This is a genomic window from Bordetella genomosp. 5, from assembly GCF_002261475.1.
Taxonomy (GTDB): domain Bacteria; phylum Pseudomonadota; class Gammaproteobacteria; order Burkholderiales; family Burkholderiaceae_B; genus Bordetella.
Genome location: NZ_NEVN01000001.1, coordinates 526,485 through 542,571, shown reverse-complemented (window position 1 = coordinate 542,571; position 16,087 = coordinate 526,485). Strand labels below are relative to the sequence as shown.

The following is a 16,087-nucleotide window of genomic DNA, read 5'->3' as shown; positions in this document are numbered from 1 at the left end:
CCGGCGGAACCCCTGAATAAAGGGGTTGGCAGCGCAACACCACGAGTGCTGACAGCCATGAGTACATACCCTTTATTCATAAGTCCTTCACTCGCGCGAGCCTCCTTTCTCAGCACCGTGCATGCGCGCAAACGGTGTTGCGGATACATGAAACATGAGCGGCACTCTCGCTGCTTCTCAACTAGCATGCGGCGTTCCCGGTGCACCGCCTTGTACACAAGCCTGCCCGCCAGCCGCGCGCGTTGCCTCGCGCCGTCATGCAAAACGCGCCTGGCGGCGCGTTCGATGTCGTACAGGTTGATGAGAATGCCCTCGCTCAAACGGAGGGGGCTGTGCTCGCGAGCCGATAGCGGCCTTCGCGATAGCACCAGTCCGGCCACAGCGCATGCGCCAGCGCCACACGCGCGAGCGCCGCGTCGAGATCCACCGGCGTGTATTGCTCCGGCGCCGCATAGCGGAATTGAACCGGCGGGCGATTGGGTGTCATGACCAGCAGATCGTCGCCGCGCAGATACCCATAGGTGTTGTCGTACTGCATGATCGCGCGATCGGGCGAACTGCTCGCAAGATCGTGACCAATCATGGGATGCTCGCCCTCCACACCGATGAGCGAGAGCAGCGTGGGCGGCAGATCGATCTGGCTGATGATGCGGTCATCGCGGCGCGGCGCGATGCCGCCACCGAGGATGAGCGCGGGAATATGGAAATGCCGCACCGGCACGAGCGTGGCGCCGAACACGCGCGAATCGTGATCGGCCACCACCAGGAATACGGTGTCGTTCCAATAAGGCGCCTCGCGCGCCTGCTCGAAAAAGCGGCCGAGCGCCCAGTCGGCGTATCGCACGCTGTTGTGTTCGGTGGCCGGATTCCCGTCGACCTCGATGCGGCCGGCAGGGTATTCCCAGGGGGTGTGGTTGGACACCGAAAAGGCCAGCGTGAACGTCGGCTCGTCGGCATCCTCGCGCAGCAGACGATCGAGCTGCGCGAACATGTCTTCGTCGCTCGCACCCCAGGTGCCGCAGAACGCGGGATCGGTGAAATCGGACCGATCCACGATCCGGTCGAAACCGTTGCCGAGGAAGAAGGCCTTCATATTGTCGAAGTGCGACTCACCGCCGTAGATGAAGCGCGAGTGATAGCCCTGCCGACCCAGCATCTCGGCGATCGTGAAAAAGCCGCGTTGCGCGCGCGGCAGCTTCAGCACCGCCTGCATCGGCGTGGGCGGGAAGCCGGTCGTCACGGCCTCCAGGCCGCGCACGGAGCGCGTGCCGGTGGCGTAGGCCCGGGTGAAGGCCCAGCCCTGCGCCATCAGCGCGTCGAGCTCCGGCGTGAGCCCCATGCCGCCGAGCGCCGCGCTGTATTGCGCGCCCAGGCTCTCTTCGAGAATGATCACCAGCTTCTTGGGACGGCTGGCACGCTGCACGGGGGCCTGGCGATGCAGGCTGGGCAGTTCGGCGTCGGCGGGCGGCCAGGGCAGGCCCGCCTGTTGCATCACCAGCTCGTTGAACGCCGCGCTCGGCATCTTGCCGTACATGCTCGAGCCGCCGCGCTCGTTCTTCATGCTGTAGATCGCATACACCACGTTGTAGAGCGAGTTGAGCGCCAGCGTGTTGACCATGCCGTCGGAGCAATAGGCCACCGACGAAGGATTGATGGGCCGGTGGCCCAGCGTGCCGCGGATCGCCAGGATCACCAGCGCCAGCATCACCACGCTGTAAAGAATCTGTTGCCACCACAGCAGCGCGGGGTCGGCGGTCGGGTTGACGAACAGCACGCAGCCCGCGACGCTGGCCAGCACGAGCACGGCCGTGCCCCCGAGCAGCGCCGTCTTGTAGCCGCGCCACACCATGTTGGACACTTCGCGCGGATGCTTGAGGTATTCGACGAACAGCCGGTTGGGACGCGTGTCGTATTCCTGGATGAACGGCGGCGTCGAGACCTCCAGCAGGGCCAGCAGGATCCAGCAGAGGATGAACCACCCGGCGGTAATGTCGGCCGCCCACTGATACTCACCGAGCCAGGGGCCCAACACGAGCGGCCATGCGGCCAGCACGCCGATCATGTGCGCGTCGATGCGCACGCCACCTCGCAGCAGGGGCCAGAGCCCGCCGGCATCGCGCACACGCGCCCATTGCCATGCCGCCAATGCCAGGCGGCTGAGGGTCAGCAGCACCAGGCTCGCGGCCACGAAGATCAGGGCTTCGCCTCTCATGACTCTTACTCCGTCGCGGGGTCGAGCGAAATCTTCAGAGCCAGGCGGCCACGGCGCCGCCCGAGGCCACGCCGCTGACCGACAGCATGCGCTCCACGTAACGGGCGATCATGTCCACCTCGAGATTGACCTTGTCGCCGGCCTTCACGTTGCGCAGCGTGGTCACTTCCTGGGTATGCGGAATGATGTTGATGCTGATGTCGCAGCCATCGCTATCGTCGAGCACGCTGTTGACGGTGAGGCTGATGCCGTTGACCACGATCGAGCCTTTGTAGGCAAGGAAGCGGGCCAGCGTCTTGGGCACACGGATCACGAGTTCACGCGACTCGCCCACATCCGAAAACCGCAGCACCTCGCCCAGGCCGTCGACGTGGCCCGACACCAGATGGCCGCCGATCTGGTCGCCGATGCGCAGCGACTTTTCGAGATTGACCTCGCCCACCGTCGCCAGGCCCACCGTGCGGTTCAGGCTCTCGCGCGACACGTCCACCTGGAACTGCGTGCCCTGCAGCGCGACCACGGTCATGCAGGCGCCCTCCACGGCGATCGAATCGCCGATGCTCACGTCCTGCAGGCCCAGGCTCTCCGACTCGATATCGAGGCGCACGCCGGCCGCGTCATCGCCCTGCGCGAGCGGCTCCACCTTGACGATGCGGCCCACTGCCGCCACCAGACCGGTAAACATATCTCTACTCCTTCGGCGCCGAAGCGCCATGTCGCATCGAGCGCAAGCGCGCTCTTTCGTCTTCGTATCAGGGTTGGGCGCCGGCCTGGCCGACGCCGCGCACGCTGGCCAGCAGTTGCTGCCAGTGCGCATCGCTCGTGGCGCGCAGGCGCACGTCGGCGCCCACGCGAGTCATGTCGGTAAATACATAGCGGCGCGCGGCCTCGAGATGCTCGAGCAGCGGCAGGCGGACCATGCCGGCCGCGTCGCCGAGCAGCACCGGCGCCAGATACACCAGCAGCTCGTCGATGCAGCCTGCCGTCAGCAGCGCGCCCGACAGGCCCGCGCCCGCCTCGACGTGCACCTCGTTGAATTCGTTCTGCCCCAGCCAACGCATCATCGCGGCCAGGTCGACCCGCTCGCCGCGCGCGTCGGGCAGCGCGATCACGCGTGCATTGCGGTCGGCGAGCGCCGCCGCGCGGCCGGGCGCGGGGGCCGCCGTGAAAATCAGCACCTCGGTGCCGTCGAAGAGCCTGGCCTGCGGCGAGATCGACAGGGTGGCGTCGACCACGGCCTTGCGCGGCGGGCGGGCGGTCTCGACCGCGCGCACGTTGAGCAGCGGATCGTCTTTCGTGACGGTGCCCATGCCGGTCAGAACCAGATCGGCGCGGGCCCGCCAGTGATGTCCGTCGGCCCGGGCCGCGTCGCCCGTGATCCATTGCGAAATGCCGTTGTGCAGCGCGCTGCGGCCGTCCAGCGAGGCGGCCATCTTCATCCAGGCCCACGGCGTGCCGCGGCTCATGCGCGCAACGAAGCCGGCGTTGAGCTCGAGCGCCTCGGCCTCGCCCACCCCCGTGCAGACCTCGATGCCGGCGGCGCGCAGCCGCGCGTAGCCTGCGCCGTTGACGCGCGGATTCGGATCGCCCATGGCGACCACCACGCGAGCCGGCGCCGCGGCCACCAGCGCGTCGACGCAGGGCGGCGTGCGGCCATGGTGCGAGCAGGGTTCGAGGGTGACGTAGACGGTGGCGCCCGCGACGGTCTCGCCGGCGGCCGCCGCCGCACGCAAGGCCATCACCTCGGCATGCGGACCGCCCGGGGGCTGGGTGGCGCCTTCGCCGATCACCCGCCCGTCTCGCACGATCACGCAGCCCACCCGGGGGTTGGGCGACGTGGTGTAGAGCACGGCGCGCGCCAGCGCGAGCGCGTGGCGCATATAGGTCGAATCTTGCGGCCGGGAGACGTCCACGTCGGGGTTCGTTGCGATGATCATGTCCCCCGGATTGTATGCCGGTGCGCAGCCGGAAGCGGCGTCAAGCTGACACCGCCCTGACGGCGCGCTGACGGTGCCGGATCCTGGCCTTCCCGCATGTCTGTTTTGGTCCGCCCCCGGTCCGCCCGGCGCCTGCCCAGACGGCCGCCCGCGGCTCATAATGGCGTCCACATCACCCCGGTTTGCCCGCAAACCCTCTCTCTCCGGACCACTCATGCCCACCACCGCTCTGTTGCTCATCGACATCCAGGAATCGTTCCGCACGCGTCCGTATTGGGACGACACCGAAGTGCCGGCGTTCCTGGCCGCCACGCAGTCGCTCATCGACGCCGCCGAGCGCCACGGCCACGCCATCGTGCAAATCTTCCATGTGCAGAAAGGCGGCGGCACGCCGGGCCCGTTCGACCCCGCCAGCGGCCACGTGCGCACGCTCGACGGCCTGCGGGTGCCCGACGCCCCGGTATTTCACAAAACGGTGCACTCGGCGCTGTACGCCCTCGACGCGCAGGGCACGCCGCTGTCGCAATGGCTGACCGAAGCCGGCATCCAGGAAGTCATCATCACGGGCATCCGCACCGAGCAATGCTGCGAGACCACGGCGCGCCATGCGAGCGACTCGGGCCTCAAGGTGCGCTACGCCCTCGACGCGACGCTGACGTTTCCCATGACCGCGCGCGACGGCCGGGTCTATTCGGCCGCGGCGCTGCGCGACCACACGGCGCTCGTGCTCGAAGGGCGCTTCGCCGCCGTCGTGTCGGCCGCCGAGGCCGGGAGCCGTTGATGCCGAGCCCCGTGCCGGTGATCTTCATCGTGCTCGAGGGCATCGTTCTGCTCGACCTCGCCGGGCCGGCGGAGGCGCTGCGCGTCGCCAACAAGCTCGTGCCCGGCAGCTTCGAGGTGCACTACTGCGCCCCCACGCCCGAGCTCGGCACCGGCCTGCCGGGGCTCAACCTGTCGGGGCTGCAGCCCTTGCCGCAAAGCCTGCCCGCCAATGCCCTGGTGGTCCTGAGCGGCGTGGTCGACCGCGCCTACGATCTGGAGGCGCCGGCCACGCGGGCCGTGCTCGACTGGCTGCGCGTGCGCATGCCGGCGGATGGATTCGAACTCGTCACCGTATGCGCGGGCGCGCTGGTCGCCGCGGCCGCCGGACTGCTGCGCGATCGCGCCTGCACCACGCATCACAGCTGCGTGGCGAGCCTGAGCGCGATGGAACCCAGCGCCCGCGTGCTCGAAAACCGCATCTTCGTACAGGACGGCCCGATCTGGACCAGCGCCGGCATCACCGCCGGCATCGACCTCGCGCTGCATCTGGTCGCGCGCGTGACGGATCCGCGCGTGGCGAGCGCTGTGGCGCGCGACATGGTGGTTTATCTGCGACGCGCGGGCGACGACCCCGCGATCTCGCCGTGGCTGGATCACCGCAATCACCTGCATCCCGGCGTACATCGCGTGCAGGATGCCGTGCTGCGCAATCCGGCCGCCGACTGGACCGCGACGACGCTGGCGCGGCAGGCTCATACCAGCGCGCGCCACCTGGCGCGGCTCTTCGCCGAGCACGCGGGCTGCACGCCCATGGACTATCTTTATCGGGTCAGGCTGGCGCTGGCGCGCACGCTGCTGAGCCAGACGCGGCACGGCATGGAGCGGGTGGCGCAACAGGCGGGATTCAGTTCGGCCCACCACCTGCGCCGCGTGTGGCGCCGCTACGAGTCGGCGCCGCCGGGCGCGCTGCGCACCGAGGCCCTGGCCGACGCGGCGGACCCGGCGATGCCGCCCTTGCGGCACTGAGCGCTCAGTTGTTGCGGCGCTGCGCGCTCAGTCCTTGCGGAGCTTGTTCGGCGGCCGCGGGCCCTGCATCTCGCGAATGGCCTCGACGAACTCGCCGATGTCTTCAAAGCTCTTGTAGACCGACGCGAATCGCACGTAGGCGACCTTGTCGAGCCGCTTGAGCTCGTTCATGACCAGCTCGCCGATCTTCTCGCTCGGGATCTCGCGGACCCCGCTGGCGAGCAGGGTTTCTTCGATGCGGGTGACGGCGCCGTCGAGCTCTTCGGTGCTGACCGGACGCTTGCGCAGCGCCAGCGAGAGGCTGCCGCGCAGCTTGCGCGCATCGTATTCGGTGCGGTTGCCGTCGCGCTTGACCACGGAAGGCATGGCCAGTTCGACGCGTTCGTAGGTGGTGAAGCGCTTGTCACAGGACAGGCAGCGGCGCCGGCGACGTATGGTGTCGCCCTCTTCCGATACGCGGCTGTCGACCACCTGCGTATCGGCGTTGCCGCAGAAAGGACACTTCATCAGCTCTCCCCCGTACCTGTGTTCCGCATATTGTAATAAAGCAGCGCCCCGGCCACCCGGAAAAAAATGGATGAGGCAAATGAACAGGCCCCGGCATGCCGGGGCCTGTCTGTCATGGGGAGCCAGGCCCGCCCATGCCGGTGCTTACTTGCTGTAGACGGGCAGACGCGCGGTCAGCTCGTTGACGCGCGCGCGCACGGCGGCGATGTTGGCCTCGTCGCGCGGATTGTCCAGCACGTCGGCGATCAGGTTGGCCGTGGCTTCCGCCTCGGCTTCCTTGAAGCCACGGGTGGTCATGGCCGGCGTGCCCAGGCGGATGCCGCTGGTCACGAAAGGCTTTTCCGGATCGTTCGGGATGGCGTTCTTGTTGACCGTGATGTGGGCTTCGCCCAGCACCGCTTCGGCTTCCTTGCCGGTGATGCCCTTGGGACGCAGGTCGACCAGCATCACGTGGCTTTCGGTCTTGCCCGACACGATGCGCAGACCCCGCTTGACCAGCGTGTCGGCCAGCACCTTGGCGTTCTTCACGACCTGAGCGGCGTAGTCCTTGAACTCGGGCGACAGCGCTTCCTTGAAGGCCACGGCCTTGCCGGCGATGACGTGCATCAGCGGACCGCCCTGGATACCCGGGAAGATGGCCGAATTGACGGCCTTCTCGAACTCGGCCTTCATCATGATGACGCCGCCACGCGGGCCGCGCAGCGACTTGTGCGTGGTCGAGGTGACGAAGTCGGCGTGCGGGACCGGGTTGGGATATTGGCCACCGGCGACCAGACCGGCGTAGTGCGCGATGTCGACCATGAACAGCGCGCCGTTTTCACGGGCGATGCGGCCCATGCGTTCGAAGTCGATGTGCAGGGCGTAGGCCGAGGCACCCGCCACGATCAGCTTGGGCTTGTGTTCCTTGGCCAGCTGCTCGACCTGCGCGTAGTTCAGCACTTCGTTTTCGTCGAGGCCGTAGGGCAGGAAGTTGTAGAGCTTGCCCGAGGCATTGACCGATGCGCCGTGCGTGAGGTGGCCCCCCTCGGCCAGGCTCATGCCCAGCACGGTGTCGCCCGGCTTCAGGACGGCCATGTACACGCCCTGGTTGGCCTGCGAGCCGGAGTTGGGCTGCACGTTGGCGGCCTCGGCACCGAAGAGTTCCTTCAGGCGATCGATCGCGAGCTGCTCGACGACGTCCACGTACTCGCAACCACCGTAGTAGCGCTTGCCCGGATAACCTTCGGCGTACTTGTTGGTGAGCTGCGTACCCTGGGCCTGCATCACGGCCGGGCTGGCGTAGTTTTCCGAGGCGATCAGCTCGATGTGCTGCTCCTGGCGGACGTCTTCTTTCTGAATCGCGGCCCAGAGGTCGGGATCCACCTTGTCGAGGGTGAGCTTGCGGTCAAACATGGGAGGTTCCTGGAACGGTGAAGAATGCGGGGGTTAAGCAATGAGCGTTAGTGTACCCCGCGCCGACCGGGTATACCCGTGCCGCGCCACCCGTGTGTGGACAAGATCGCGGTATATGTAACCAACGCGCCGTCATCTGCGCGCTAAGAGAAGTTTTTTCATGACAGCATGAGAGCGCCTCATGCAGAGCCCCGAAAAGCCGCGCCGTGCGGCGGCCGGGAGGCGCGGGGCGCGCGCGGCGCCCCGCCGAAACGATCACGACGCCGTGGTGGCGCCGATCTGGCGCGGGGCCAGCTCGGGGTTCAGCGTGTAGGTGCCGGTGAGATGCGCCTGCGCCAGCACATGGCCCTGAATCGCCTTGAGCGCGTCGGCGCCCGTGAACGAACCCTGCAGCTTGAGCGACGGGACATCCAGCGCGTACAGCGTGAACACGTAGCAATGGACGATCTCGTCGTTCCAGGGCGGGCACGGGCCGTCGTAGCCGAAATACTCGCCGCTCATGTCGTGGTCGGCCGCGAACCAGCCGGTGTAGTCGTTCAGGCCCTGGCGGGCGTCGAGCGGCGCCAGCGGGCCGCCCTTGCCGCGCGGCGAAATGCCGCTCGAGAACGCGCCCTCATCGATCTCGCGCATCTCCGGCGACAGATCGATCAGCACCCAATGGAAGAAGTCGGCGCGCGGCAGGGTGGCCGGCACGGTGCGGCCTTCCTGGTTCACGTCGTCCGGCTTGGTCGGCACATCGGGATCGTGGCAGATCAGCGCGAACGACTGCGTGCCCTGCGGCACATCGTCCCAGGAAAACTGCGGGTTGTAGTTGTCGGCCAGAGCGACGTGCGATTGCGCATCGATCTTGCCGAAGGCGTAGCGCTCGGGAATCGACTCGTTATCGGAGAAAGACAAGCTCGCAAGTTTCATGGCGTACTCCTGGAGAAATGCGAAGAATTCCTACCCTGCCAAGGTAACACGCGCGAACTTGCGTTTGCCCACCTGCACGACATAGGTGCCGGCGGCCAATTGCAACGATTTGTCTTCGACGCGATCGCCGTTCACGCGCACGCCGCCCTGCTCGACATTGCGCTGGGCTTCGGAGCTCGACGCCACCAGACCGGCCTCGCGCAGCACGCGCAGAATGCCCATCGGCGCGCCGGCCACGTTGACCTCGGGAATGTCGTCGGGGATCGCGCCGTCACGGAAGCGCGCTTCGAACGACGCCAGCGCGCCCTCGGCCGCCGCGGCGGAATGGAAGCGGGTGATGATTTCCTGGGCCAGTGCCACCTTGGCGTCGCGCGGATTGCGGCCGCCGTCGATCTCGGCCTTGAGCGCGGCGATGTCTTCGAGCGAGCGGAACGACAGCAACTCGAAGTAGCGCCACATCAGCGTGTCGGAAATCGACATCAGCTTGCCGAACATCGAATCGGGCGACTCGGAGATGCCGATGTAGTTGCCCTTGGACTTGGACATCTTCTCGACGCCGTCGGTGCCCACCAGCAGCGGCATGGTCAGGATGCACTGCGGCTCCTGGCCGTATTCCTTTTGCAGCTCGCGTCCGACCAGCAGGTTGAACTTCTGGTCGGTGCCGCCGAGCTCCAGGTCGGACTTGAGCGCCACCGAATCGTAGCCCTGCAGCAGCGGGTACAGGAACTCGTGCACCGCGATCGACACGCCACCCTTGAAGCGCTTGGTGAAGTCTTCACGCTCCATCATGCGCGCCACGGTGTAGCGCGAGGCCAGCTGGATCATGCCGCGCGCACCGAGCGGGTCGCACCATTCGGAGTTGTAGCGGATCTCGGTGCGGGCCGGATCCAGCACCATGCTGGCCTGCGCGTAGTAGGTCTTGGCGTTGTGCTCGATCTGCTCGCGCGTGAGCGGCGGACGGGTGGTGTTGCGGCCGCTCGGATCGCCGATGGTCGAGGTGAAATCGCCGATCAGGAAGATCACCTCGTGACCGAGATCCTGGAGCTGGCGCATCTTGTTGAGCACGACGGTGTGGCCGAGATGGATGTCGGGCGCCGTCGGGTCCAGGCCCAGCTTGATGCGCAGCGGCACCCCGGTCGCGCGGCTGCGGGCGAGCTTCTTGGCAAACTCGGATTCGACCAGGAGCTCGTCGCAACCACGGCGCGCAATGCGCAGATCGGCTTCGACTTCGGGAGTGATGGGGGCTTCGGGGTGCGACATGATGGTTCCAGCCGGTTGTGCCGGGTCGGCGCGCGGCACAAAAGGTGTAAAAAGTGAGGAAATTAGTCGAAAATTCTAGCTGAATCGGCTAGGATACTGCCCTAATCATACGCAACTGTCATGTTCGTGGCCGTTGTCGCCTGGATCGGCAGGGTGGCCCCCATCCCGTCGATCATCTGTCACCTATTGCCGTTTGTACCAAGATGCGCCGCGCGGCGTATTCCTGCCTCCGGCCCGCAGGCCGTCAGGGGGAGGCCGCGTGCAACCGTAACTTGCACTCGACGCCACCTCAAGGTCTGAATCACGATGAATCGTGGCCCCAACAGCCTGGTGAGCAGCTTCCGACGTAAAGTTGCCACCCTGTTCGCCTCTCGCGCTGAACCTTCCTCCCGCGGCGCCGCCCTTGTGCGACGCACCCTCGTCGTCTCTGCATTGGGCCTGTTTGCTGGCGCCGCCGCGCTCGGCATGGTGCAGCAGCCCGATCACGCCAGCCTGCCGCCGATGCGCCTGATCAACAGCGAACTGCCGCTCGAATCGAGCCAGGTCCAGATCAGCGAAACCCCGGCCGTCGACGCCCCCTACATCAGCGAAACCCGCATCCGCTCCGGCGACACCCTCGCCGCCGTGCTGCAGCGTCTCGAGATCAGCGAAAACGGTCTGCAGGCCTTCCTCACGCACGACGCCAGCGCGCGCAGCATCTACAAGCTGTACCCGGGCCGTGCCGTGCAGGCCGCCACCGATACCGACGGCAAGCTGGTGTGGCTGCGCTACATCCACACCCCCGGCAACGAAACCGGCGGCCAGGTCTACACCAAGATGCTGCAGGTCGAGCCGGCCGGCACGGGCTTCAAGGCCGAAGAGCTCACCGAAAACACCGAACTCCAGACCCGCGTGGCCGTGGGCACGATCCGTTCGTCGCTGTTTGGCGCCACCGACGCCGCCGGCATCCCGGATTCGATCACGCTACAGATGGCCGACATCCTGAGCGCCAAGATCGACTTCCTGCGCGATCTGCGCCAGGGCGACCAGTTCCGCGTGGTCTACGAAACGCGTTCGCATGATGGCCGCTACGCCGGCGCGGGCCGCCTGCTGGCGGTCGAGTTCATCAACGGCGGCAAGACCTACAGCGCCGTCTGGTTCAGCGCCGACAACAAGTCGGGCTCCTACTACGACTTCGACGGCACGAGCCTGCGCGGCGCGTTCCTGCGCACCGCCCTCAAGTTCACCCGGATCAGCTCGACCTTCGGCATGCGCATGCATCCGATCCATCGCACCTGGACCGGCCACAAGGGCGTCGACTACGCCGCCCCGACCGGCACGCCGATCCACAGCACGGCCGATGGCACCGTCGATTTCGCCGGCTGGCAGAACGGCTACGGCAACGTCGTGATCGTGAAGCACCACGGCAAGTTCTCCACGCTCTACGCGCACCAGAGCCGCATCGCGCCGGGCCTGAAGAAGGGCGACAAGATCGCCCAGGGCGAACTGCTCGGCTACGTGGGCTCGACGGGCTGGGCCACCGGTCCGCACCTGCACTACGAATTCCGCGTCGACAACCAGCCGATCGATCCGCTGTCGGTCGATCTGCCGGTGGCGCGCACGCTGGAGCCTTCCGAGGCCCGCGCCTTCGCCAAGGCCGTAGAGCCCTACAAGCAGCAGATCCAGCTGCTGACCCAGATCCAGACCACGCTTCCCGAAGCGACCACCAGCGTGGCCGCCCGCTGAGCCGTACGCTCATGAGCAAACATACCAACGGCCCGCGCAGCAAACTGCCGGGCCGTTTTTTCATCGGCCTGATGTCCGGCACCAGCATGGATGGTGTCGACGGCGTGCTGCTGCGGCTCGATCCGCCGGGCGCGGGTGCGGCGCCGGGCGTCGCCACGCCGGGCGTCGCCACGCCGGGCCTCTGTACGCCGGTGATGCTGGCGACCGCGAGCGCGCCGCTGGGCGATGCATTGCGCAGCGCCCTGATGGCGCTCAACACCAGCGGACCCGACGAGCTGGCTCAGGCCAGCCTGGCCGCCAACGAACTGGCGCGCGTCTATGCGCAGGTCTGCCACGATCTGCTGCTGTCGGCCGCGCTGGCACCGGCCGACGTGACGGCGATCGGCGCGCATGGCCAGACCGTGCGGCACCGGCCCGAGCTGGGCTACACCATCCAGCTCAACGCCCCCGCCCTGCTCGCGGAGCTCAGCGGTATCGACGTGGTGGCCGATTTCCGCAGCCGCGACGTGGCCGCGGGCGGCCAGGGCGCGCCGCTGGTGCCGCCGTTTCATGCGGCAATGTTCGGTGGCGCGCAGCCGCGCGCGGTGCTCAATCTCGGCGGCATCGCCAACGTCACGTTGCTCGAACCGGGGCGCGCCCCGCGCGGCTTCGACACGGGCCCCGCCAACGTGCTGCTCGACGCCTGGTGTCTGCAGCACACCGGCCTGCCCTACGACGCCGACGGCCGCTGGGCCGCGCTCGGCCGGGTGTCCGAACCGCTGCTCGCGCACTTCATCGACAGCGAACCCTGGTTCGCGTTGCCCGCCCCCAAATCCACCGGCCGCGATCTGTTCGGCCTGCGCTGGATCGAAACCCGGCTCGCCAGTTATCGCGGCACGCCGCTGCGCCCCGAAGACGTTCAGGCCACGCTGCAGCGACTGACGGCGCGCACGGTCGCCGACGCCATCGCCGTGCAGGGCGTGGCGGTGCAGGACGTGCTCGTGTGTGGTGGCGGCGCGCGCAATGGCGGCCTGATGCAGGAGCTGGCCTCGGTACTGCGCCTGCCCGTGGCGGCCACCGACACGGCGGGCGTGCCGGCACAGTGGGTCGAGGCCATGGCGTTTGCCTGGCTGGCGCGCATGCACGTGGACCGGCTGCCCGCCGCCGTGCCCGAAGTGACCGGCGCTCGCGCCGCGCGCGTGCTGGGCGCGCTCTATCCGCGCTGAGCCGCGCGCACGGCCACGCAAGGCACGCGGCCACGCACCTGCTCTCGCACTTCTCACGACTCGCACACGCACAAGCACAAGCACACGCATACGCACACGCAGCCGCATACGCAGCCGTAAACGTACGCGCAATCGTTGCGCACGCAACCAAATCGCCGGCACTCAGGCACGCAGGACGAACCGGCGCGCCCTCCTCCGATCACACTGCAGAATTTCCATGCAGGCATGAAAAAGGCCTCCCGAGGGAGGCCTTTTTGCTGGGGCGATGCGTGCTCAGACCGAGAACGACGAACCGCAGCCGCAGGTGGTGGTGGCGTTCGGGTTGCGAATCACGAACTGCGCGCCTTCGATGTCTTCTTTGTAGTCGATCTCGGCGCCCACCAGATATTGGAAGCTCATCGGATCGACCAGCAGCTGCACGCCTTCCTTGTCGAGGACGGTGTCGTCTTCGTTGACGACTTCGTCGAACGTGAAGCCGTACTGGAAGCCCGAACAGCCGCCGCCCTGCACGAACACGCGCAGTTTGAGATCGGGGTTGCCTTCTTCGAGCAGCAGGTCTTTGACCTTGGCGGCTGCAGAGTCGGTAAAGACCAGCGGCGTCGGCGGTGCTTCTTGCAGGTCGACGGTTTCGGTGACAGCGTTCATGATTACACTCCTGGCCGCAACGGGGCCATATACGGAAGGCGGGAATCCCCGCGCAGATGATTCACTATAGCGCAGCCGTCAAGCGGATTCAAAATTCGAGCTTGACGGTGCGGGTGGCGCGTACGGTGCCGTTTTCCAGCACGCTGACGGTAATGGCTTCGGGGACAAATCCGGGCGGCACCGCCAACACGCCCTGACTGCGTTGATACTGGTCGAAATGCAGATCGAACGGGCCGTCCGAGGCCTTGGCGACGGCAGCGGCCGCTTCGGGGGACAGACCATTGCCGGTCAGCGCCGGCACGGTGGCCGACGGTGCGGCACCCGTCGCGGCGGACGCCAGCGGCGCGGATGCGTCCGCGGCGGCAGCGGCAGCCGCCTTGTCGGCGGGCGGCTTCGCGGGCGCCCCTTCCGATCCGGAGGCCGCCGTGGCGGCGGGCGATACGATGGCCGCGCCGCCATTGACCGGCACGGAGGGCACCGTGGTGTTTTCGCTGGCCGCGACCTGCAGCGGCGCCAGCGACACGCTGACCGTCGCGCCGTCGAGCAGACCGGCGGCCTCGAAGCGCAGCTCGCCCTGGAACGGGGTCTCGCTGCGGCCACTGCGCATCATCAGCACCCGGTAGCGCAGGCCCGCCCCCTCGCGCACGAACTCGGCGCCACGGATATCGAGCGAGCCGGCCGGCCCGGGCGGCAGCAATTGTTCATAAAAGGCCAGCTGGTCACGACCACGACCGACGTCGGCCTGGGCCTGCCGCAGCTGGGTCTCGAGCTCCAGGCGCGCAGCACGTTCGACGGCGATTTCGCCATCGGCGGTGTCGAGCTGCGCCCGCAAAAAGCGCAGCTCGGTCTCGCGCTGGGTGAGTGCCTGCTCGTGCGCCGCCAGCTGGGTCTGGGTGAGCACGACCGTGCCCTCGGGCAGCGGTTGCGCGGCACCGTAGCGATAGCCGACCATGGCGCCGATCGCGAGCGCCGAGGCAACGACCAGGCCGGCCGCCAGCCAGCGCCCCAGGCGCCCACCAGAGGCGGGCGCGGGAGGCACGGGAGCTGCGGGATCAGACATGGTGCTGCACGGGCGCAGGACGGGCCCTGAGGCCCGCCCGACGGCCTGGGTCAGGGAAGAATGGCAACCTGGTCCAGCCCCAGCGATTCGGACAGGCCGAACATCAGGTTCATGTTCTGGACGGCCTGGCCGGCGGCGCCCTTGACCAGGTTGTCCTGGACCACGAGCACGATCAGCTGGTCGCCGTTGCCCGGACGCTGCACCGCGATGCGCAGGTTATTGGAGGCACGCACGGAACGCGTCTCGGGCTGGCTGCCCGCGGGCATGACGTCGACAAAACGCTCGTCGGCGTAACGCGCCTCGAACAGGGCCTGGAAATCGGTGTCGCGGGCTTCCGGCAGGATGCGCGCGTAGATCGTGGAGAACATGCCACGGATCATCGGCACGAGGTGAGGCACGAAGGTCAGACCCACCTTGCCGCCGGCCAGCTTCTCGAGCTGCTCGACGATCTCGGGGTGATGGCGGTGACCGGCCACGCCGTAGGCCTTGAAGTTGTCGCTGGCTTCGGAGAAGAGCGAGCCGACTTCGGCCTTGCGGCCGGCGCCCGACACGCCCGACTTGCAGTCGGCGATCAGCGTCTGGGTGTCGACCAGCTTCTTGCCGCCCTCGACCAGCGGGGCGAGGCCCAGCAGCACGGTGGTGGGGTAGCAACCGGGATTGCCGATGACCTTGGCGCGCGAGATGGCCTCGCGGTTGAGCTCGACCAGGCCGTAGGCGGACTGCTGCGCCAGGATATCGGGGCAGCTGTGCGGCATCTTGTACCAACGCTCGAACACCGCGGTGTCCTGCAGGCGGAAATCGGCGGCCAGATCGATCACGCGCGTGCCAGCCGCGGTGAGTTCCTGGGCCTGGGCCATCGCGACGCCGTGCGGCGTGGCGAAGAAGACCACGTCACAGTCGGTCAGCGTGGCTTTCTCGGGCGCCGAGAAGGCCAGATTCACGCGGCCGCGCAGGTTCGGATACATGTCGGCCACCGGCAACCCGTCTTCCTTGCGGGACGTGATGGCGGTCAATTCCACGTTGGGGTGTTGCGACAGGAGGCGCAGCAGCTCGACGCCGGTGTAACCGGTGCCGCCGACGATGCCGACCTTGATGCGGGAGTTCGAAGCTTGGGCCATGGTGAGGTTCCGTAAAACGTAGAACGATTGTATCGCTCAGGAAACGGACGCTGGCGGCGGTGACCACCTTTATGTCGTCGATCCGTATCCGACCGTGCGTGTAGCGCGAGGTTCCCGAGAGGCAGATGCCCCCACGCCGCGCCTTCGGCTTGCTGCCCCCCAAGGGGGCTCGCCCGCCTTGGGGCGGCCCGGCGGCGGGCGGATGCCCCCACGCCGCGCCTTCGGCTTGCTGCCCCCAAGGGGGCTCGCCCGCCTTCGGGCGGCCCGGCGGCGGGCGGATGCCCCCACGCCGCGCCTTCGGCTTGCTGCCCCAAAAGGGGGCTCGC

General features: G+C 67.6%; 14 protein-coding genes. 4 read left to right on the top strand and 10 right to left on the bottom strand.

The window, feature by feature from the left end; genetic code table 11:
- Positions 1 to 316: 316 nt before the first annotated feature.
- From CEK29_RS02550 to ribD, 3 genes are all read right to left on the bottom strand, one after another.
- Entirely contained in the window at positions 317 to 2,212 is a 1,896-nt protein-coding gene (locus CEK29_RS02550; protein ID WP_094857233.1) for an LTA synthase family protein, read from the bottom strand.
- A 34-nt stretch (positions 2,213 to 2,246) separates the two neighbouring features.
- Complete coding sequence (locus CEK29_RS02545) at positions 2,247 to 2,897, bottom strand: riboflavin synthase (protein ID WP_094857232.1); 651 nt, start codon at positions 2,895 to 2,897, stop codon at positions 2,247 to 2,249.
- A gap of 67 nt (positions 2,898 to 2,964) precedes the next feature.
- Positions 2,965 to 4,149: a bifunctional diaminohydroxyphosphoribosylaminopyrimidine deaminase/5-amino-6-(5-phosphoribosylamino)uracil reductase RibD gene (ribD, locus tag CEK29_RS02540; RefSeq protein ID WP_255176044.1), complete on the bottom strand. Its 1,185-nt coding sequence runs from the start codon at positions 4,147 to 4,149 to the stop codon at positions 2,965 to 2,967.
- Between the two features lie 214 nt (positions 4,150 to 4,363).
- Between ribD and CEK29_RS02535 the strand changes: the two genes are divergently transcribed.
- On the top strand, positions 4,364 to 4,930 hold the full coding sequence (locus CEK29_RS02535) for an isochorismatase family protein (RefSeq protein WP_094857231.1): 567 nt from the start codon (positions 4,364 to 4,366) through the stop codon (positions 4,928 to 4,930).
- Complete coding sequence (locus CEK29_RS02530; protein ID WP_094857230.1) at positions 4,930 to 5,937, top strand: GlxA family transcriptional regulator; 1,008 nt, start codon at positions 4,930 to 4,932, stop codon at positions 5,935 to 5,937. The genes CEK29_RS02535 and CEK29_RS02530 overlap by 1 nt, the downstream gene beginning before the upstream one ends.
- Before the next feature lie 27 nt (positions 5,938 to 5,964).
- On the opposite strand, the gene nrdR is transcribed toward CEK29_RS02530, so the two are convergent.
- The 4 genes from nrdR to tyrS form a co-directional block, all read right to left on the bottom strand.
- Positions 5,965 to 6,444: a transcriptional regulator NrdR gene (gene nrdR / locus CEK29_RS02525; protein ID WP_094798612.1), complete on the bottom strand. Its 480-nt coding sequence runs from the start codon at positions 6,442 to 6,444 to the stop codon at positions 5,965 to 5,967.
- 144 nt (positions 6,445 to 6,588) lie between these two features.
- Complete coding sequence (gene glyA / locus CEK29_RS02520; protein WP_094798611.1) at positions 6,589 to 7,836, bottom strand: serine hydroxymethyltransferase; 1,248 nt, start codon at positions 7,834 to 7,836, stop codon at positions 6,589 to 6,591.
- 255 nt (positions 7,837 to 8,091) lie between these two features.
- Positions 8,092 to 8,748 (bottom strand): YbhB/YbcL family Raf kinase inhibitor-like protein, encoded by a 657-nt coding sequence (locus CEK29_RS02515; protein WP_094857229.1) that lies wholly within the window; start codon positions 8,746 to 8,748, stop codon positions 8,092 to 8,094.
- Between the two features lie 30 nt (positions 8,749 to 8,778).
- Positions 8,779 to 10,008, bottom strand: coding sequence for a tyrosine--tRNA ligase (gene tyrS / locus CEK29_RS02510; RefSeq protein ID WP_094798609.1), 1,230 nt, complete (start codon positions 10,006 to 10,008; stop codon positions 8,779 to 8,781).
- Between the two features lie 306 nt (positions 10,009 to 10,314).
- Here tyrS and CEK29_RS02505 point away from each other — a divergent pair, with 306 nt between their 5' ends.
- Both CEK29_RS02505 and CEK29_RS02500 read left to right on the top strand, forming a co-directional pair.
- Entirely contained in the window at positions 10,315 to 11,733 is a 1,419-nt protein-coding gene (locus CEK29_RS02505; protein ID WP_094857228.1) for a M23 family metallopeptidase, read from the top strand.
- A gap of 11 nt (positions 11,734 to 11,744) precedes the next feature.
- On the top strand, positions 11,745 to 12,938 hold the full coding sequence (locus CEK29_RS02500; protein WP_094857227.1) for an anhydro-N-acetylmuramic acid kinase: 1,194 nt from the start codon (positions 11,745 to 11,747) through the stop codon (positions 12,936 to 12,938).
- Between the two features lie 273 nt (positions 12,939 to 13,211).
- Here the strand turns inward: CEK29_RS02500 and erpA are convergent, their stop codons facing one another.
- The 3 genes from erpA to argC form a co-directional block, all read right to left on the bottom strand.
- The gene (gene erpA / locus CEK29_RS02495) at positions 13,212 to 13,583 is read right to left on the bottom strand and encodes an iron-sulfur cluster insertion protein ErpA (RefSeq protein WP_094798606.1); all 372 of its coding nucleotides are present in this window, start codon (positions 13,581 to 13,583) and stop codon (positions 13,212 to 13,214) included.
- A gap of 88 nt (positions 13,584 to 13,671) precedes the next feature.
- Positions 13,672 to 14,643, bottom strand: a complete 972-nt coding sequence (locus tag CEK29_RS23390; protein ID WP_141218288.1) for a DUF6776 family protein — start codon at positions 14,641 to 14,643, stop codon at positions 13,672 to 13,674.
- 50 nt (positions 14,644 to 14,693) lie between these two features.
- The gene (gene argC, locus CEK29_RS02485; protein WP_094798605.1) at positions 14,694 to 15,761 is read right to left on the bottom strand and encodes an N-acetyl-gamma-glutamyl-phosphate reductase; all 1,068 of its coding nucleotides are present in this window, start codon (positions 15,759 to 15,761) and stop codon (positions 14,694 to 14,696) included.
- Between the last annotated feature and the right edge of the window lie 326 nt (positions 15,762 to 16,087).